This is a genomic window from Nocardioides segetis (assembly GCF_051390595.1).
Lineage (GTDB): Bacteria > Actinomycetota > Actinomycetes > Propionibacteriales > Nocardioidaceae > Nocardioides.
The window spans coordinates 18,109-35,119 of the sequence record NZ_JBNINR010000011.1 but is presented as its reverse complement, the minus strand read 5'-3'; the positions used below and the strand labels follow the sequence as shown (position 1 = coordinate 35,119).

18 protein-coding genes are annotated in these 17,011 nt (G+C 73.3%); 10 read left to right on the top strand and 8 right to left on the bottom strand.

Annotated features, from left to right (window positions below; translation table 11 throughout):
- Positions 1-58 precede the first annotated feature (58 nt).
- On the bottom strand, positions 59-313 hold the full coding sequence (locus tag ACPZVR_RS17950) for a hypothetical protein (RefSeq protein ID WP_436701041.1): 255 nt from the start codon (positions 311-313) through the stop codon (positions 59-61).
- A gap of 48 nt (positions 314-361) precedes the next feature.
- Here ACPZVR_RS17950 and ACPZVR_RS17945 point away from each other — a divergent pair, with 48 nt between their 5' ends.
- Entirely contained in the window at positions 362-1,585 is a 1,224-nt protein-coding gene (locus ACPZVR_RS17945; RefSeq protein ID WP_436701039.1) for an ATP-binding protein, read from the top strand.
- 25 nt (positions 1,586-1,610) lie between these two features.
- Here ACPZVR_RS17945 and ACPZVR_RS17940 read toward each other — a convergent pair whose 3' ends face one another.
- Entirely contained in the window at positions 1,611-2,639 is a 1,029-nt protein-coding gene (locus tag ACPZVR_RS17940) for an AraC family transcriptional regulator (protein ID WP_436701037.1), read from the bottom strand.
- Positions 2,640-2,770: 131 nt separating this feature from the next.
- Here ACPZVR_RS17940 and ACPZVR_RS17935 point away from each other — a divergent pair, with 131 nt between their 5' ends.
- From ACPZVR_RS17935 to ACPZVR_RS17925, 3 genes are all read left to right on the top strand, one after another.
- Positions 2,771-3,739, top strand: coding sequence for an alpha/beta hydrolase (locus ACPZVR_RS17935; RefSeq protein ID WP_436701035.1), 969 nt, complete (start codon positions 2,771-2,773; stop codon positions 3,737-3,739).
- Positions 3,740-3,784: 45 nt separating this feature from the next.
- Positions 3,785-4,420, top strand: coding sequence for an SHOCT domain-containing protein (locus tag ACPZVR_RS17930; protein WP_436701033.1), 636 nt, complete (start codon positions 3,785-3,787; stop codon positions 4,418-4,420).
- A 172-nt stretch (positions 4,421-4,592) separates the two neighbouring features.
- Complete coding sequence (locus ACPZVR_RS17925; RefSeq protein ID WP_436701031.1) at positions 4,593-6,233, top strand: ABC-F family ATP-binding cassette domain-containing protein; 1,641 nt, start codon at positions 4,593-4,595, stop codon at positions 6,231-6,233.
- Positions 6,234-6,411: 178 nt separating this feature from the next.
- Here ACPZVR_RS17925 and ACPZVR_RS17920 read toward each other — a convergent pair whose 3' ends face one another.
- Entirely contained in the window at positions 6,412-7,275 is an 864-nt protein-coding gene (locus ACPZVR_RS17920; RefSeq protein WP_436701030.1) for a putative protein N(5)-glutamine methyltransferase, read from the bottom strand.
- Positions 7,276-7,293: 18 nt separating this feature from the next.
- Positions 7,294-7,521, bottom strand: a complete 228-nt coding sequence (locus ACPZVR_RS17915; RefSeq protein ID WP_436701029.1) for a PspC domain-containing protein — start codon at positions 7,519-7,521, stop codon at positions 7,294-7,296.
- Positions 7,522-7,630: 109 nt separating this feature from the next.
- On the opposite strand from ACPZVR_RS17915, the gene ACPZVR_RS17910 reads away from it, so the two are divergent.
- The gene (locus tag ACPZVR_RS17910) at positions 7,631-8,437 is read left to right on the top strand and encodes a glycerophosphodiester phosphodiesterase (RefSeq protein WP_436701028.1); all 807 of its coding nucleotides are present in this window, start codon (positions 7,631-7,633) and stop codon (positions 8,435-8,437) included.
- Positions 8,438-8,447: 10 nt separating this feature from the next.
- On the top strand, positions 8,448-9,389 hold the full coding sequence (locus ACPZVR_RS17905; protein WP_436701026.1) for a DUF5926 family protein: 942 nt from the start codon (positions 8,448-8,450) through the stop codon (positions 9,387-9,389).
- 70 nt (positions 9,390-9,459) lie between these two features.
- On the opposite strand, the gene ACPZVR_RS17900 is transcribed toward ACPZVR_RS17905, so the two are convergent.
- The 4 genes from ACPZVR_RS17900 to ACPZVR_RS17885 form a co-directional block, all read right to left on the bottom strand.
- Positions 9,460-10,164, bottom strand: coding sequence for a hypothetical protein (locus tag ACPZVR_RS17900; protein WP_436701024.1), 705 nt, complete (start codon positions 10,162-10,164; stop codon positions 9,460-9,462).
- 129 nt (positions 10,165-10,293) lie between these two features.
- Positions 10,294-11,313: an adenylate/guanylate cyclase domain-containing protein gene (locus ACPZVR_RS17895; protein WP_436701023.1), complete on the bottom strand. Its 1,020-nt coding sequence runs from the start codon at positions 11,311-11,313 to the stop codon at positions 10,294-10,296.
- Between the two features lie 25 nt (positions 11,314-11,338).
- The gene (locus tag ACPZVR_RS17890) at positions 11,339-11,713 is read right to left on the bottom strand and encodes a Crp/Fnr family transcriptional regulator (RefSeq protein ID WP_436701022.1); all 375 of its coding nucleotides are present in this window, start codon (positions 11,711-11,713) and stop codon (positions 11,339-11,341) included.
- A gap of 195 nt (positions 11,714-11,908) precedes the next feature.
- Positions 11,909-12,739: a prephenate dehydratase gene (locus ACPZVR_RS17885; protein WP_436701021.1), complete on the bottom strand. Its 831-nt coding sequence runs from the start codon at positions 12,737-12,739 to the stop codon at positions 11,909-11,911.
- Positions 12,740-12,839: 100 nt separating this feature from the next.
- On the opposite strand from ACPZVR_RS17885, the gene ACPZVR_RS17880 reads away from it, so the two are divergent.
- Genes ACPZVR_RS17880 through ACPZVR_RS17865 form a run of 4 tightly spaced genes read left to right on the top strand, consistent with a single transcriptional unit; the run spans position 12,840 to position 17,006 of the window.
- Complete coding sequence (locus ACPZVR_RS17880) at positions 12,840-13,874, top strand: iron chelate uptake ABC transporter family permease subunit (RefSeq protein WP_436701020.1); 1,035 nt, start codon at positions 12,840-12,842, stop codon at positions 13,872-13,874.
- The gene (locus tag ACPZVR_RS17875) at positions 13,871-15,088 is read left to right on the top strand and encodes a FecCD family ABC transporter permease (RefSeq protein WP_436701019.1); all 1,218 of its coding nucleotides are present in this window, start codon (positions 13,871-13,873) and stop codon (positions 15,086-15,088) included. Before ACPZVR_RS17880 ends, ACPZVR_RS17875 begins: the two co-directional genes overlap by 4 nt.
- Positions 15,085-15,966 carry an ABC transporter ATP-binding protein gene (locus ACPZVR_RS17870; RefSeq protein WP_436701018.1) on the top strand — a complete coding sequence of 294 codons (882 nt, stop codon included), beginning with the start codon at positions 15,085-15,087 and terminating at the stop codon, positions 15,964-15,966. Before ACPZVR_RS17875 ends, ACPZVR_RS17870 begins: the two co-directional genes overlap by 4 nt.
- Entirely contained in the window at positions 15,963-17,006 is a 1,044-nt protein-coding gene (locus ACPZVR_RS17865) for an ABC transporter substrate-binding protein (RefSeq protein ID WP_436701017.1), read from the top strand. The genes ACPZVR_RS17870 and ACPZVR_RS17865 overlap by 4 nt, the downstream gene beginning before the upstream one ends.
- Positions 17,007-17,011: the final 5 nt, after the last annotated feature.

The window sequence follows — 17,011 nt, the reverse complement described above, 5'->3', positions numbered from 1 at the left end:
GGCCCTGGTGCCCTGGTGAGCCCGGGTGAGCCCGGGTGGGCCCGGGTGATCCGGTGACTCAGGTGGCGATCAGCGCGACGCTCAGCGAGACGAGGCAGACCAGGCCGACGAGCCCGATCCCGAGGACCACCAGCCCCACCGTCCGCATGCCCGGCGTGTGGTCGACCGATCCGGACCGGTAGGCCAGGGCTCGGATCACGCCGGCCGGCAGCGTCCCCGCGGTCACGATCAGCGCGACCGACCAGGCGAAGAACACCGGATCCATGCCCTCGCGGTGCCCGGTCGCCGCCGTCCCAGACCGGCGATCCGACACGCTAGCGATGTCTAGGGAACCTCCTAGACAGCCCGATAGCGTCGGATCATGGACCCGATCCGCAATCCGTACGCGCCCGGCGCCGGCCAGCGACCGCCCGAGCTGGCGGGTCGCGACGAGCAGCTGGCCGCCTTCGAGGTCGTCCTCGAACGCGTCGCCCGCGGCCGCCCGGAGCGCTCGCTCGTGCTGACCGGGCTGCGTGGTGTCGGGAAGACGGTCCTGCTCAACGCGCTGCGCTCGGCCGCCGTCCGCAAGGGTTGGGGGACCGGCAAGCTGGAGGCGCGGCCCGACCAGTCCCTGCGCCGCCCGCTCTCCTCGGCGTTGCACCAGGCCGTGCGCGAGCTCGGGCCGGCCGTGCACGAGCCCGCCGAGGCCGACGGAGTCACTCATGTCCTGGGCGTGATCCGCTCCTTCGCCCAGCGCGAGGCGGGTGCGGACGCCAAGCTGCGCGACCGGTGGTCGCCGGGGATCGCCGCGCCCGCCGTCCGCGGCCGCGCCGACTCGGGCGACGTCGAGATCGACCTGGTCGAGCTGCTCACCGATGTCGGCGGCCTCGCGGCCGACGTCGGCAAGGGGGTGGCGGTCTTCATCGACGAGATGCAGGACCTCGGCGCCGCCGACGTGTCGGCGCTCTGCGCCGCCTGCCACGAGCTCAGCCAGAACGGCCTGCCGGTCATCGTCGTCGGGGCCGGTCTGCCGCACCTGCCCGCCGTGCTGTCCGCGAGCAAGTCCTACTCCGAGCGGCTCTTCTCCTACCAGCGCATCGACCGCCTCTCCCGCGAGGCCGCCGACCGGGCGCTCGTGGCCCCGGCCGCCGAGGAGGAGGCCGCCTTCACCCCCGACGCCCTCGCCGCCATGTACGACGCCACCCGGGGCTATCCGTACTTCATCCAGGCCTACGGGCGATCCGTGTGGGACCTCGCGCCCCGCACTCCGATCACGGCCGAGGACGTCGCCGTCGCGGGGCCGGAGGCCGAGGCCGAGCTGGCGGTCGGCTTCTTCGGCTCCCGCTACGAGCGCGCCACCCCCGCCGAACGCGACTACCTGCGCGCGATGGCCGACGCCGCTGTCGCCGCGGCCGGTGAGGGCGCCGAGGATCCCGTCGGCTCCGTGGCGACCGCTGACGTGGCCGGGGTGCTCGGGAAGAAGCCCCAGTCGCTGTCGCCGGCCCGCGACGCCCTGCTCAAGAAGGGGCTCATCTACTCCGGCGAGCGGGGCCGGATCGCCTTCACGGTGCCGCACTTCGGGCGCTACCTCCGCACCCAGGCCTAGATGACCACGAGGGCGCCGGCTCCGCCTACCCGGTGCGCTCCTCCCGGGCCTGCTCCGCGCGTCGGTAGGCGCCGGGAGTCAGACCGGTCCAGCGCTTGAACGCGCGCACGAAGTTGCTCGGATCGGCGTACCCCAGGAGTCGGGCGATGTCCTCCACGCCCATCGCCGAGCCCCGCAGCAGCCGCATGGCCTCGGTGCGCCGGGCGTCGGCGGACAGGTCGTGGAAGGTGGTGCCGGTCGCCTGCAGCCGCCGCTTGAGCGTGCGGGTCGAGATGTGCATCGCCGCGGCCACCGCCTCGAGGCTGAAGCCGGCGGCCCGCGATCCCAGCAGCGCCTGCACCCGGGCGACGACGTCGTCGGTCAGCCCGATCCGGTCGCGCTCGCCGGAGAGCTCCTCCTGAGCGAGCCGCGCGGCCACGGCGTTCGCGGTGTCGAGGCGCTCGTCCAGACGCTCGACGGGGAAGCGCACCTGGTGCACCCCCGTGTCGAAGCGGGCCGGTGGCAGGCGGTCGCGGTAGCGCGCGAAGTGGTCGGGCTCCGCGCCCTCGAACCACAGCTCGACGTCGTGTTGCGGCCGGCCGAGCAGCGCCGGTGTCATCCGGGCGAGCCCGGTGAGGAAGAGGTCGAACATGCACTGGCGGACCTCGCCGAGCGGACGCGTCTCGCGGACGGCGACCGCGGCCTGGTCGCCGTCGAGCACGAGCCCGAGCGTCAGCATCGGCAGCCGGACGCCGCTGTACTCCACGCCGAGCTCGATGGCGTCGCGCAGCGTCGCGGAGGTGAGCAGGCCGAAGCCCATGATGCCGTGGGAGGTCAGGCTGCTGCGCAGGCCGATCTCGTAGCCGAGTCCCGGCTCCCGGGTGAGATGCATGCCGTGCAGCAGGAGGTGTCCGGCCTGGAGCGGGGTGAGCCGGCCCTGCGGGTCGGCGAACGCCGTCGGCGGCAGGCCGGCGGCGGCGAGGAGCTCGGTGCCGACGCCGAAGGAGGCGGCCACCTCCTCGATGAGCAGCCCGTAGCCGACCGGCACCACAGGCTGGTCGAACCACTCGGTCATGGGCCACTTCCTACCTCCGCTGGCCCGGAATGACAACGACCTTGGCCTCCTCGGCCCTGGCCGCGTCCGACCGCCGCGCGGATATTGGTCTGACCCCGCATGACTCGAGATGACCCCGAATCGGAGGACCGATGGACGCCAACCGGACACTGGATCGACGCCGCCTGCTCAAGTACGCCGGAGGGGCCGCCGCCATCGGCGCACTCGCGCCGATCGGCCTGCCCGGACTCGCCGCGCCCGCCCGCGCCGCCGGCAACGGCTTCGGTCTCACCATCACCGACCAGGGCGTGTTCGGGCGGCTGAACTACTTCCGGTTCGCGACCGCCCAGATCGGCTGGCAGCCCGGCGTCAACGTCCTCCTCCCGGACGACTACTACACCACCAACTGGCGGCGCTACCCCGTCCTCTACCTGCTCCACGGCGGCCTGCAGGACTTCCGCAAGTTCCACATGGAGGACGACATCATCGGGCTCACCGCCGGTCGCCGGCTGATCGTGGTCATGCCCGACGGCGGCGGCGCGGGCTGGTACAGCAACCCGGTCACCTCCTTCAGCGGCCCCCGCAACTGGGAGAGCTTCCACATGAACCAGCTCATCCCCTGGGTGGACGCCAACTTCCGCACCTACGCCGAGTACGACGGCCGGGCGGTCTCCGGGTTCTCGATGGGCGGGTTCGGCGCGCTCAAGTACACCGCGAAGTACTACGGTCACTTCGCCTCCGTCAGCTCCCACTCGGGGCCGGCGAGCCTGCGGCGCGACGCGGGCCTGGTCGTGCACTGGGCGAACACGAGCTCGGCGGCGGTCGAGCTGGCGGGCGGCACGGTCTACGGCGCACCCTTCTGGGACGAGGCGCGGGTGAGCGCCGACAACCCGGTGCAGCGGCTCAACAGCTACCTGAACAAGCGGATCTTCCTGGTCTGCGGCCTCGACGAGGACATCAACGAGACCCCGGTCCGCGCCGGGCAGCGCGAGTTCCGCGGCCTGCTCGCCGCGCAGGGCATCCCGCACGAGTGGCACGAGCTGCCCGGCGGTCACTTCGTGCGCCGCGACATGCTGCAGCGCGACATCGACGGCGTCATCGCGCGGCTCAAGAAGGCCTGACCGAGACGTCCCGGGAGCGGCGCGATCAGCCCTACGCTGGGCGCCATGACCGTCGCTCCGCGGGACGCCCCCAAGCCGCCGTCGCTGGTGGGCAGCGTGCTGCCTCCCGTGCTGTTCGTGCTCGTGGCGGGCATCGTCGGACCGATCTTCCTCGTGCTGGGTCTGGTCGCCGACGTCCCCGAGACGAGCTGGCTGCTGCCTACCGGCGTCGGCATCACGCTGCTCGACCTGGTGATCGGCCTGCTCCTCGGCCGCGGCCGCTACCGCTCGGCCCAGAGGCTCCACCGGCTGCGGACCCGTGGCCGCGCCGCGCGGGGCCGGGTGCTGTCGTTCGAGCCGACCGGCGTGCGGGTCAACGACCAGCCGATGATGATCATCAAGCTGGTGGTCGAGGGCGGCGACATCACGCCCTTCGAGGCGCAGGCGCGCACGGTGGTCCCGGACGTCCACATCCCGCTGCTGCACGTCGGCGAGCTGCCGATCCTCATCGACCCCGAGACCGACGAGTGGGAGATCGACTGGGAAGCGGCCCGGCCGGTCCCGCCCGGCACCCTCCGCCCGCCCGCCGACGATCGACCTGCGGCCGCCCGGCTCGCCGAGCTCGACGACCTGCTCCGGCGCGATCTCGTCAGCCGCGAGGAGTACGACGCCGCGCGGGCCCGGATCCTCGACGGGATCTGAGTCCCTGTCACGCGCGGTCTGGATATCGGCTCGCTTCCCCCACCACCTGCGACGTAGGCTCGTCCCATCATGCTGATCCTCGCCTGACCCGACTCGCGCCCGCGGCCGCCCGGAGACCCAGCGTCCCGGCCCTCGCCCGGCGAGTCCGACCCCGTCACCGATCGGATCAGCCATGTCAGCGCCCACCACCGCGTCACTCGCCCCGCTCGTCGTCCGCGACCTCACCGTCGTCTTCGGGCGCCGGACCGTCCTCGACGGCATCGACCTGCTCGCCCAGCCGGGGCGGCGGATCGGCTTGATCGGTGAGAACGGCGCGGGGAAGTCCACGCTGCTGCGGGCGGTCACCGGTGACCTGCCCGCGACCGCCCAGGTCACCGGCACGATCGAGCGTCCCGCCGACCTGGCGTTCCTCACCCAGGAGCCGCCCTTCGCCGACAGGGACACCATCGCCGACGTCCTCGCCTCCGCGCTGCGACCGCTGCGCGAGGCGGTGGCGAAGGTCGAGACCCTCGCCGACCGGCTGGACGACCCCGCGACCGCGGAGGAGTACGCCGCCGCGCTCGAGCTCGCGCTTGCCCACGACGCGTGGGACGCCGACCGGCGGGCGCTGCTGGCCGCGGAGCAGCTCGGCCTCGACCACCTGCCGCAGGACCGGCGTGTCGGCACCCTGTCCGGTGGGCAGCGCACCCGGCTCGCGCTCGCCACCCTGATGACTCGGCGGCCGCAGTGCCTGCTGCTCGACGAGCCCACGAACCATCTCGACGACGAGGCGGTCGCGCTGCTCGTCTCCTTCCTGCGTGACCTCCCCGGCGTGGTCGTGCTGACCAGCCACGACCGGGTGCTGCTCGACGAGGTCTGCACCGACCTGGTCGATCTCGACCCGGTGGGGCTGGGCACCGACGGTCGCGGCGGACGCAGGTACGGCGGCGGCTGGACCGCCTACGCCGAGGCGCGGGCCGCCGCCCGGCGCCGTTGGCAGGACACCTACGCCCAGCAGCAGGAGGAGCTGGAGCGGCTGCGGGAGGCCGCCCGGATCGACCAGAGCGCCGTGGCTCCCGGTCGCGGCCCGCGCGACAACGACAAGTTCATCCACGCCTTCAAGGGGGCCAACGTCGACCGCGCACTGGCCCGGCGCAAGCGCGACGCCGAGCGGCGCCTGGAGGAGGCCGAGCGCAGCCAGGTCCCCAGGCCGCCCGCGCCGCTGCGGCTCGCGACCGGCCTCACCGCGCCCGTCTCGGGCACCGGGCGCGTGGCCACGGTGCGCGACCTCACCGTCACGGGTCGGCTCCGCCTGCCCGTGCTGGACCTCGACAGCGGCACCCACCTGTTGGTCACGGGGGCCAACGGGACCGGCAAGTCGACCCTCCTCGGCGTGCTGTCGGGTCGGATCGAGCCCACCACGGGCGAGGTCCAGGTCGGTGCGCGGCGGATCGCCGAGCTCACCCAGGACCCGCACTTCCCGGATCTGACGGCGAGCGCGCTGGCGACGTACGACGAGGCGGTCGGTGCCGAGCTCGCCGCCCGCCGTCCGCTGCGGGGTCTCGGCCTGCTCCACCCGCGCGAGCACGCCAAGCCCGTGGTCCTGCTGTCGGTGGGCCAGCGGCGCCGGCTCGCGCTGGCGATCGCCGTCGCCACCGAGCCGGACCTGCTGCTGCTCGACGAGCCCACCAACCACCTCTCCCTCGCCCTCGTCACGGAGTTGGAGGAGGCGATCGGCGCCAGCCCCGGCACGGTCGTGGTCGCCTCCCACGACCGATGGCTGCGGCGCCGGTGGGCGGGTGGCGAGGTGCGGCTGCACGCGCCTTGTAACTAAGGGTTACAGCACGATTTTCGCTGCACCAGCACCCGGGTAGTAGCCACGGCGCCCGGGTAGTTCGCTCGGGTCGTCCATGGACGGCTGCAGGCCGTACGGCGACCGGGCCCACGACTCGGCCGCGGGGCCAGGGCGGCCGCGCCCCACCGGCCGTTCAACTACCTCGGTGCTGTTGCTACTACCCGGGTGCTGTTGCGCCACAATTCGTGACGTAACCCTTAGTTACAAGGGGCCTCAGGCCGGACACCGCCGTCGTTTCGCGCTCCTCGTCGTGATGGATCGCGGCCACCAGGCCGGCGGCGGTGAGGGCGGCGCGGGCGGCGGGGGCCTGGTCGAGGGAGATCTCGGAGAGCAGCGTCCCGCCCGGACGCAGCCAGGAGGGGGCGAGCGCGGCGACCCGGCGGAGCACGTCGAGGCCGTCGGGACCGCCGTCGACGGTGCCGCGGGGCTCGTGGTCGCGGGACTCCGGGGGCATCAGCGCGACGGCGCCGGTCGGGACGTAGGGGACGTTGGCGACGATGACCGCGACGGTGCCGCGCAGGGCGGGCGGCAGGGGCGAGTCCAGGTCGCCGGCCACCGCGGTCCCGCCGACCTCCGCGAGGTTGCGGGCCGCGCAGGCGGCCGCGTCGGGGTCGACGTCGCCGGCGTGGACGACCAGGCCGGCGACCCGCCGGGCGAGGGCCAGGCCCAGCGCGCCGGTGCCGCAGCACAGGTCGAGGAGGGTGTCGCCGCCGGTGAGGAGGGGCGCCGCCAGCTCGACGAGGTACGCCGTGCGCCGGCGCGGGACGAACACGCCCGGGTCGACCGCGACCCGGCCACCGTCGAAGGCGACCCAGCCCACGACGTACTCCAGCGGCTCGCCGGCCACCCGCCGCCGGACGAGCTCCTCGAGGTGCCCGGGCGAGGTCGCGGAGGATCGCAGCACCTCGGCCTCCTCCTCGGCGAACACGCAGCCCGCGGCGCGGAGCTGGGCGACCAGCGCGAGGTCAGGGACAGGGTCTCGCAGGGGGTCGGGCAGGGGGCCGGGCAGGGGGTCGGGCACCCGCTCAGGCTAGGGGGCTCAGCCGCGGGGCATCAGCCACCAGCCCGCCAGGTAGAGCAGGATGCCGGCGCCACCGGTGAAGACGGTCGCGGCGACCATCAGCAGCCGGACGACGGTGACGTCGATCCCGACGTGCGCGGCGACGCCGGCGCAGACGCCGCCGATCATCTTGTCGTGCTCGCGGCGGGTCAGCCGGCGCGGCGCGGAGGGGCTGTGCGGGGAGGGGTAGCTCTCGTAGTTGCTCATGCGTCCACTCTGCCTCGCAGGAGCCGCCGGGACATCGGGGAACGACCCCGGTCCGACCCGGATCCGACCCTGAGGCGGGGCCCGCTCGCGACCTGCCACAATCGACGGCGTGCCCACCGTCCGACCGCAGGTGGTCGCCCACCGCGGCGCCAGTCACGAGCTCGCCGAGCACACCCTGGGCGCCTACCTGGAGGCGCTCGACGCCGGCGCCGAGGGTTTGGAGTGCGACGTCCGGCTCACCGCCGACGGCCATCTGGTCTGCGTGCACGACCGCGACCTGCGCCGCACGGCCGCCAACAAGGGCATCGTGTCGACCATGGAGCTCGCGGACCTCTCCGAGCTCGACTTCGCGGCCTGGAAGAACCCGTGGGCCGAGCTGGACGACGAGGCGCCCGACGAGGACGAGAGCCTGCGGGGCGTCCTCACCCTGCGCAAGCTGCTCGAGACCGTCGCCGACGACGAGCGCCGGGTCGAGGTGGCGATCGAGACCAAGCACCCGACCCGGTATGCCGGGCTCGTGGAGAAGCGGCTCGTCGAGATGCTGCGCGACTTCGGCTGGGACCGCGCCGGCGCGCCGGTCCGGGTGATGAGCTTCTCCTTCACCGCGTTGCAGCGGGTGGAGCGGCTCGCGCCGGAGATCCGGCTGGTCCAGCTGCTCGACAAGCCGACCTCGTGGCAGATGCTGCGCCGGGTGATCGGCCGCGACTGGATCGTGGGGCCGGGCATCGGCCTGCTGCGCGACCACCCGCGCATCGGCGAGTCGATCGGGCGCAGCGGCCGCGACATCCACGTTTGGACGGTCAACGACGAGGAGGATCTCCAGCGCTGCCTCGACCTCGGGGTGAGCGCGGTGATCAGCGACCGTCCGCGGCTGATGGTCGACCTGCTGGCGCGGCGGTTCGGGCCCGACCAGTAGTTTTCCGCGCATGGCGAAGAAGAACCGCACCAAGGCCTCGGCCGTCACCGACACCCCGGCGGGCGAGGTCGGCCCCCGGCAGCCGTGCCCGTGTGGCTCCGGCAAGCGCTACAAGGCCTGCCACGGCGCGCCGGGCGGCGGCCAGGTCTTCGTCAAGCGCCCCTTCGAGGGCCTGGCCTCCGAGTGCGACATCGTGGCGCTGCGCGAGCTGGTGCCCGCCGCGACCGCGCCGCTCCCCCTCCAGGGCGAGTACGCCGACCGCGTGGTCCGGCTCTGCACGCTGCTGCCGATGGCCGCGCCCGCCCTGGTCCGCGACAGCGGCGAGGTCTGGCTCGGCCTGCAGGTCCAGCACAACTTCGGCGATCCCGCGCGCGACCTCGGCGCCGTCCTCGTGGAGGCCCTCGCCGCGGACGCCGGGGCCGGCATGGTCGGGCTGACGGCCCCGCCCGGCCCGGGACCGCGCCTCCAGGACCTCGTCGCCGACGGTGAGCTCGCCGTCGAGGTGCACGAGGGCTTCGACTACTGGGTCTCCGACATGGAGGCGAGCTCCGAGCTCGCCCAGGCCCTGGAGCAGGCCGAGGGCGCCGCGGCGCCGACGGCTCGGCTCACGGCCGTGACGGCGGCGTACTGGACCCGGATGGGTGCCAAGGAGCACCTGCGCTGGGTGATGCCGGAGCCCGAGGACGCGCTGCTCGACGCGCTCGCCTGCCTGCACGTCTCCGGCGACGACGTGATCGTCCCCGAGGCCCGCTTCGTCGGCATGTTCCGCGCCCACGGGCTGCTGGCGCCGGTGTGGGACCTGCCGGTCGGCACCGGCCCCGAGCCGCTGGAGGAGGCGGCCACCGCGTTCAAGGCGAAGCTCGACGCCGCGCTCGCCGACGACTCCGACCTGACCACCGAGCAGCGCTCGGCCCGCAACGGACTGGCGAACCGGCAGGTCACCATCCGCTGACGACGTCCGAGACGCACGAGGGCGGGACCGGCAGCGCCGGTCCCGCCCTCGTGGCTGGAGCAGGTGTCGATCAGGACGTGTAGGTCTGGATGTCGACGTACTTCTTCATGCCGCCCGCCTTCACGAAGACGGTCTTCGAGGCCTTGAGCTTGGGGCCCTTGGGGACCTTCACGCCCTTGGGCGTCTTCGACTTCGTGACCTTGTAGCAGTGCTGCGACTTCTTGTTGGTGCGGAAGGTGTAGCCCTTCTGCCAGCCCTTCTTCTTGGCGACCTTGTAGTACGTGGTGACCGGCTTGTTCTTGTACGGCGCGGAGAGCGGGCCGACCTCGGCGCAGAACTTCTTGGCGCTCTTCTCGATGTACTTGATGCCGCGCTGCACGTTGACCGTGAACACCGGGGACGTCGCCGGCGTGTAGGTGTTGCTGCCGCTGGTGCCGCCGGCGTAGACCGCCTGGTACTCGAACGACTCCGACAGCTGGAAGCCCTCGATGACGTAGGCGCTGGTGTTGCTGGCCAGCGGAGTCCACGTCGTGCCGCCGATCGGCCGCGAGTTCAGCGTCAGGCCGCCGGCGTACACCTTGGTGCTGGTGCCCGCCTCGTAGACGTAGGCGTAGATGCTGTAGTAGTCGCCGTAGCCGGTGCCGGTCGCAGCGGGCGACTCGAACCGGATCTCGGTGGTCTTGGTGGCCTTGGCCGATGCAGGGCTGGTCGCGCCGGTGAGGCCGGCGACCGCCATCAGCACCGCGGCCACGACGACGGCGAATGCTCGGGACATGCGCATGTAGCGGAACTCCTGTCTGAGTGGATCGGGCACGCCCCATGGCGCGCCGCCCTTGACCCTCCCACCCGGAGCGGCGCGGGAAACCAGGGGGGTTGCGCGGTGCGTCCCCCGAGGTGATCCGGCCTACGTCGCGGGGCGCTGGAGCACCCAGACCTTGAGCCGGGCGTACCCCTTCACGGAGACGCGGCGCAGCCGCCGGAACCGGTACGTCCCCGTGTGGTCGTCGGCGTCGTCGTCGCGTCGGCCGCTCAGCGCCTCGTACGCGCCGAGGTCGACCAGGACCGAGTTGGGCCGGGCCACCGACGTGAGGCGTGCGGCGATGTTGACGACGGGCCCGAACACGTCGCCGAGGCGGGTCACCACCTCGCCGTACGCGATGCCGGCGCGGACGGCGGGGAACGGGTCGCCGGGATCGGCGCCGCGCCGGGTGAGCTCGAGGGCGATCTCGGCCATCGCCTCGGGGGAGTCGGCGACGATCAGCAGCTCGTCGCCGATGTTCTTGATGATCCGACCGCCGCGGTCGACGGTGAGCCCGAGCACGGTGGACTCGAACGCCTCCAGCCAGGTCACCAGCTCACGGTCGCTCAGGGTGCGCGATCGCGAGGTGTAGCCGACGATGTCGACGAAGCAGACGGCCAGCGTCGCGGACGGTCCGGAGGACCTCTCGGCCAGCAGGCGGGACCCGGCGCTGAGCAGGTGCCGGCGCCACACGTAGCTCTGCAGCTCCTGGACGCGCGGCAGGGCCTCGTCGGAGATCGCGAGCAGGCCCTCGGTGGGGTCGGCGCCGGCCTCGGCGGCCACCGACGCGAGCAGGGCGACCTGCCAGTCGGCGAGCCGGGCGAAGCTGCGGCCCCAGGTGCGGACCAGGCCGTCCTGCCGCTCCTGGCTGAGGATCCCGAGCCGGATCAGGTCGCTGGTGAGCTGCAGCGCCCGGACGTCGGCGGTGGTGAACGCCGCCTCGTCGTCGGGCACGTGGGCGAAGCCCAGCAGGTGCCACAGCTCGTTGGCGGTCGCCAGCGGCACCCCGGCCCGCTCGGCCACCTGCCGCTGCGTGAGCCAGGGCGACTCGCCGAGGAGGTGCTCCTCGAGCGCGCCGACGACCCCGCCGTCCGGCCGGGCGGCGGGGTCGTCGGATGCCGTCACGGCCGGAGCGCCCCGGTGGGCCGGTTCAGCCCTGGTCGCCGATGCGCGCCTGGGCGACCTCGACGAGCGCCTCGTGGAAGGCCGGCCACTCCGCGTCGAGCTCGCGCAGGGTGTCGTCGGTGAGGTGGATCGTGTCCAGCGGCGTCAGGGCGACGACGGTTGCGTTGCGGAGCCTCTGCCCGACGATCGCGGCCTCGCCGACGATGTCGCCCGGCCCGAGCTGGGCGATCTCGGCGCCGTCACGGCGCACCGAGACGTTGCCCTCGAGGATGATGTACGCCTTGTCGGCGGGGGTGTCCTCCCAGATCGGCGACCAGCCCTCGGGGAGCTTCACGCGCCGCCCCGTCGCGCTGATCCGCGCGATCTCCTGGGGTGAGAAGTGCTCGAAGAACGTTGCCATGCTGACCCTTTCGCTGTGCTGGGCGGAGGCCCGCCCGGCTCGCCCTCTCTCCCCGACTGTCACCGCCGACCCTAGTGCGCGCGGCGCCGGCGCGGGAGACAACTGTCCCAACGCGTGCGCGGCGGGCGCGTTATCCGACCCGCCCGCCGGGCGTCGTACCGGGCGGTCTCGGGCCGTACGGCGGCGAGCGGTGGGTCAGCCGCGGAACGGGTCGGCCGGGTAGACGCCGAGCACCTTGATGTCGGTGGTGAAGAAGGTCAGCTCCTCCAGGGCCCGCTTGAGACCCGGGTCGTCGGGGTGCCCGTCGACCTCGGCGAGGAACTGGGTCGCGGCGAACTCCCCGCCCACCATGTAGCTCTCCAGCTTGGTCATGTTGATGCCGTTGGTGGCGAACCCGCCGAGCGCCTTGTAGAGGGCGGAGGGCAGGTTGCGGACGTTGAAGACGAAGCTGGTGACGACCGGGCCGTTGCCCTGCGGGGCCATGACGTAGTCGGGGGAGAGCAGCACGAAGCGGGTCGTGTTGTGGTCCTCGTCCTCGACGTCCTCGCGCAGGATCTCCAGGCCGTAGATCTCCGCGGCGAGCGGCGGCGCGATGGCGGCCTGGGTCGGGTCGGCGGCCTCGGCGATCTCGCGGGCGGCCCCGGCCGTGTCGCCGGAGATGATCGGGGTGAGCCCGAGCTCGCGGATCACCTTGCGGCACTGGCCGAGGGCGTGGACATGGCTGTGCACGGTGCGCAGGGTGTCGACGGAGGCCCCCGGGACCACCATCAGGTGGAACTGGATGCGCAGGAAGTGCTCGGCGATGATGTGCAGGCCCGAGTCGGGCAGGAAGTGGTGGATGTCGGCCACCCGGCCGGCGATCGAGTTGTCGATCGGGATGAGGGCCAGGTCGCAGTCGCCGCTCGCCACGGCGGCGAACACGTCCTCGAAGGACGCGCACGCCACGGCCTCCGCATCGGGGTAGTGCTGCTTGCACACGATGTGCGAGTTGGCGCCGGGTTCTCCCTGGTACGCGATGCGGGCCATGCGCCCAGGGTAGGGCGTGGCATCGGCGCCGCCGCCGGGGCCGTCCGACCGATGGGCGGACTCGCCCGCCACGGTAAAGCAGGTTAGCCTCGCCTAAGTCATGACAGTCCTCGCCTCCACGCGCGCCGAGCAGAGCCGCGTCGGTACGCCGCGCCGCGTCGCCGCGCTCCTCGGTGCGCTCGTCGTCCTCGGCGTGAGCGTCGTGCTGAGCCTGATGATCGGCAACCAGTGGCTCGGTCCCGGCACCGTGCTGCGCGAGCTCGTCGACCCCGGGGCGACGCCGGCCCGCGACATCGTCCGCGGCCTGCGGCTCGACCGCACCGTGATCGCCCTCGTCGTGGGACTCGCCCTCGGTGCCGCGGGCGCGCTGATGCAGGCGCTGACCCGCAACCCGCTCGCCGACCCGGGCCTGCTCGGCGTCAACGCCGGGGCGGCGGCCGCCGTCGTCACCGGGATCGCGTTCCTCGACGTCACCTCGGCCGGCATCCAGATCTGGTTCGCCTTCGCCGGGGCCGCGGCCGCGTCGGTGGTCGTCTACGTGCTCGGCTCCGGTGGCCGCGCGAGCACCACGCCCGTACGGCTCGCGCTGGCCGGCGCGGCGCTCACGGCCGTGCTGGCGTCGTACGTCAACGGGGTGGCGCTCTCCAGCCAGGCTGCCTTCGACACGATGCGCTTCTGGCTGGTCGGCTCGGTCGTCGGGCGGGAGATCGCGGTGCTCGGCACCGTCTGGCCCTTCCTCGTCGCCGGCGCCCTGGTGGCTGCCTTCGTCGCGCCGGCGCTGAACGCGATCGCGCTGGGCGAGGACACGGGCCGCGCGCTGGGGGTCAACCTCGGGCGGCTGCGCATCCTCACGGCGGTCGCGATCACCCTGCTGTGCGGGGCGGCCACGGCGCTGGCCGGTCCGATCGTCTTCCTGGGGCTGGTCCTGCCGCACGTCGCCCGGCACCTGGTCGGGCCCGACCAGCGCTGGGTGCTGCCGGTGTCCATGGTGCTCTCGGCCGCCCTCCTGCTGCTGGCCGACACCAGCGGACGGATCGCCTCCGACCGCGAGGTCGAGGCGGGCATCATGACCGCCTTCATCGGCGCGCCGTTGTTCATCCTCCTCGTCCGCCGCCGTCGACTGGCCCACCTATGAGCGCCCCGCGCACCTCCCCGCCGGGCAGCGCCCCGGTACGCCGCCGCGCCGATCCGGCCGATCTCGCCGATTCCGTCGCGCGGTCCGGGCGGTCCGGGCGGTCCGGGCGGTCCGGGCGGTCCGGGCGGTCCGGGCGGTCCGGGCGGGACGCGCCCGCCGGCCGCGGCGCCGGAGCCGTCGACCTCGGCGTCCGGGCCGTCCGGGTCGGCTCCATCGCGCTGCCCGTCGCGCCGCGCTCGGTCCTGGTCGGGGTGGCGCTCGTCGCCCTCGCCGGCGCGGCCGCCGTCTGCTCGGTCCTGTTCGGCGAGATCCAGATGGGCCTCCCCCGCCTGGTCGCGACGCTCGGCGGCGGGGGCTCGGCGTTCGAGGAGTACCTCGTCCTCGACTCCCGGCTCCCGCGGGTGGTCAACGCCCTCCTCATCGGCGTCGCCCTGGGCATGTCCGGCTCGATCTTCCAGACGATCTCCCGCAACCCGCTGGGCAGTCCGGACGTCATCGGGTTCGAGACCGGCGCGTCCACGGGCGGCCTGGTCGCGCTCCTCGTGCTCGGCGGCGGCTTCGCCGGTGCCTCGGTGGGCGCGGTCGTCGGGGGACTGGCCACCGCGGCCGTCGTCTACGCCCTGGCGCTGCGCAACGGGCTCGACGGGCTCCGCCTCGTGCTGATCGGCGTCGGCCTCGGCGCACTCCTGCTGTCGGTCAACTCGATGCTCATCGTCCAGGCCGACGTCTACGACGCGCAGGAGGCCGGCGGCTGGCTGGTCGGCAACCTGGCCGGCGCGAGCTGGGACGGGATCGGCTGGCTGGCCGTCGTCGTCGGCGTGCTGTGCGTCGCGGCCGTGGGCATGTCCCGGCCGCTGATGATCGCCGAGCTCGCCGACGACAGCGCGGCCGGCCTCGGCCAGCGCACCGACCGGCTGCGCCTGGTCGCGATCGTCGTCGGCGTGCTGCTCAGCAGCGTCGCCGTCGCCGCGGCCGGCCCGATCGTGTTCGTGGCGCTCAGCGCCCCGCAGATCGCGCGCCGCCTCACCGGCGCCAGCGGGCCGAACCTCCTCGTGTCGGGACTGACCGGGGCGGTGCTCCTCGTCCTCGCCGACCATGCCGCCCGCGAGCTCTTCCAGCCGCGGCAGGTCCCCGTCGGCGTCGTGACCGGACTGATCGGCGGGGTCTTCCTCGCCTGGCTGCTGACCCGCGAATGGCGAAAGGGGCACGCATGACGACGTTCCCGACCACTCCCACCGGCGCGACGCGCTCGGCCGTCCGCCCGGACGCCGAGCAGAGGCTGCGGGCCGAGGCGGTGACCCTCGGCTACGACCGGCGGGTGATCAGCGAGGACCTGACGCTCGCCGTGCCCGACGGGTCGTTCACGGTCATCGTCGGCGCCAACGGCTGCGGCAAGTCGACCCTGCTGCGGGGGCTGGCGCGGCTGCTCAGGCCGCGCCACGGCGCCGTGCATCTCGACGGGCAGGCGATCCAGCGGTACTCCTCCAAGGAGGTGGCCCGCCGGCTCGGGCTGCTGCCCCAGGCCCAGGTGGCGCCGGACGGGATCACCGTCGCCGACCTCGTCGCGCGGGGGCGCTATCCCCACCAGAGCCTGCTGCGCCAGTGGACCCGCAGCGACGAGGAGGCGGTGCGCGAGGCGCTGGCCGCCACCGACATCGAGGATCTCGCCGAGCGGCTGGTGGACGAGCTGTCCGGAGGACAGCGCCAACGGGTCTGGCTCGCGATGGCGCTGGCCCAGCGCACCGAGATCCTGCTGCTCGACGAGCCGACGACGTACCTCGACATCGCGCATCAGGTCGAGGTGCTCGACCTGTGCGAGCGGCTCCGGGTCGAGCGTGGCTACACCCTCGTCGCCGTGCTCCACGACCTCAACCTGGCCTGCCGCTACGCCACCCACCTGGTGGCGATGAAGGACGGCGCGGTGGTCGCGGAGGGCGCGCCCGCCGACGTGATCACCGAGGCGCTCGTCGAGGACGTCTACGGCCTCGCCTGTCGCGTCGTCCCCGACCCCGAGTGCGGGACGCCGCTCGTGATCCCGCGCAAGAACGTGTCGACGAGCCCGTCGGCCCCATCCGAGGAGGAGACCAGATGACCCGACGAAGGTACGGCGCGCGCCGGGCCCCGATCGCCGTGGCGACCGCCGTCACCGCCGCGCTCGCCCTCGGCGCGTGCAGCGGCGACACCGACCCGGGCGCCCGGGACGACAGCACCGACGACACCCTCGCCGAGTGCCAGTCCGCCGCGCCGACCGGAGGCTTCACCTACGACGACGCACGCGGCACCGAGCTCGCCCTCGACGAGGTCCCGACCACGGTCGTCGCGCAGAACAGCATCGCCGCCGCGCTCTGGGACGCCGGCTACCAGGTCGACGGCATCTACGGCGAGCTCGGCGACGACCCCGCGTCGGCGTACCAGCGCGGCAACGTCGACCTCACCGCCATGACCCGCCTCGGCAGCACGTGGGGCGAGTTCGACGTCGACGCCTACGCCGCGATGGAGCCCGACCTGCTGCTCGACTTCTCCTTCGGCGGCGAGCTCTGGTACGTGCCCGGCAAGCTGGAGAAGCAGATCGCGGACCGTGCGCCGATCCTCGGCCTCAACGGCCAGCCGACCACCATCGACGAGGCGATCGAGCTGTTCGTCGACCTCGCCGGCCGGCTGGGCGCCGACCCCACCTGCGACGAGTCGGTCCAGGACGCGAAGGCCGACTACGAGGAGGCGCTCGCCGACATCACCGCCGCGGAGAGGGACCTGAAGGTGCTCGTGGCCTCCGGCAGCGACACCTCGTTCTGGGTGGTCAACCCGGCCGCGCTGCCCGAGACCGGCACGCTCGAGGCGGCCGGTGTCGACCTGATCGCCCCCGAGGACGTGCCGGAGGGCGACGTCTTCAAGGAGCTGAGCTGGGAGAAGGCGGCCGACTACGCCGACGCCGATGTCATCTTGATGGACGTGCGCAACACCGACGCCGTCAAGGAGAAGATGGAGGGCATCGACACCTGGGCGAACCTGCCTGCCGTCAAAGCCGGCCAGGTCTACGAGTGGTACGCGGGCGCGCCGTACTCCTACCAGGCGTACGCCGAGATCTTCGGCGACCTGGCCGACCGGCTCGAGGAAGCGCAGCCGCTCGACTGATCCCC

Bases quoted from the DNA above. Each gene is read 5' to 3' on its own strand.
- ACPZVR_RS17900 (WP_436701024.1), bottom strand. From the start codon at position 10,164: ATGTCCCGAGCATTCGCCGTCGTCGTGGCCGCGGTGCTGATGGCGGTC.
- ACPZVR_RS17865 (WP_436701017.1), top strand. From the start codon at position 15,963: ATGACCCGACGAAGGTACGGCGCGCGCCGGGCCCCGATCGCCGTGGCG.
- ACPZVR_RS17940 (WP_436701037.1), bottom strand. From the start codon at position 2,639: ATGACCGAGTGGTTCGACCAGCCTGTGGTGCCGGTCGGCTACGGGCTG.
- ACPZVR_RS17935 (WP_436701035.1), top strand. From the start codon at position 2,771: ATGGACGCCAACCGGACACTGGATCGACGCCGCCTGCTCAAGTACGCC.
- ACPZVR_RS17885 (WP_436701021.1), bottom strand. From the start codon at position 12,739: ATGGCCCGCATCGCGTACCAGGGAGAACCCGGCGCCAACTCGCACATC.
- ACPZVR_RS17915 (WP_436701029.1), bottom strand. From the start codon at position 7,521: ATGAGCAACTACGAGAGCTACCCCTCCCCGCACAGCCCCTCCGCGCCG.
- ACPZVR_RS17870 (WP_436701018.1), top strand. From the start codon at position 15,085: ATGACGACGTTCCCGACCACTCCCACCGGCGCGACGCGCTCGGCCGTC.
- ACPZVR_RS17875 (WP_436701019.1), top strand. From the start codon at position 13,871: ATGAGCGCCCCGCGCACCTCCCCGCCGGGCAGCGCCCCGGTACGCCGC.
- ACPZVR_RS17930 (WP_436701033.1), top strand. From the start codon at position 3,785: ATGACCGTCGCTCCGCGGGACGCCCCCAAGCCGCCGTCGCTGGTGGGC.
- ACPZVR_RS17925 (WP_436701031.1), top strand. From the start codon at position 4,593: ATGTCAGCGCCCACCACCGCGTCACTCGCCCCGCTCGTCGTCCGCGAC.
- ACPZVR_RS17945 (WP_436701039.1), top strand. From the start codon at position 362: ATGGACCCGATCCGCAATCCGTACGCGCCCGGCGCCGGCCAGCGACCG.
- ACPZVR_RS17880 (WP_436701020.1), top strand. From the start codon at position 12,840: ATGACAGTCCTCGCCTCCACGCGCGCCGAGCAGAGCCGCGTCGGTACG.
- ACPZVR_RS17890 (WP_436701022.1), bottom strand. From the start codon at position 11,713: ATGGCAACGTTCTTCGAGCACTTCTCACCCCAGGAGATCGCGCGGATC.
- ACPZVR_RS17905 (WP_436701026.1), top strand. From the start codon at position 8,448: ATGGCGAAGAAGAACCGCACCAAGGCCTCGGCCGTCACCGACACCCCG.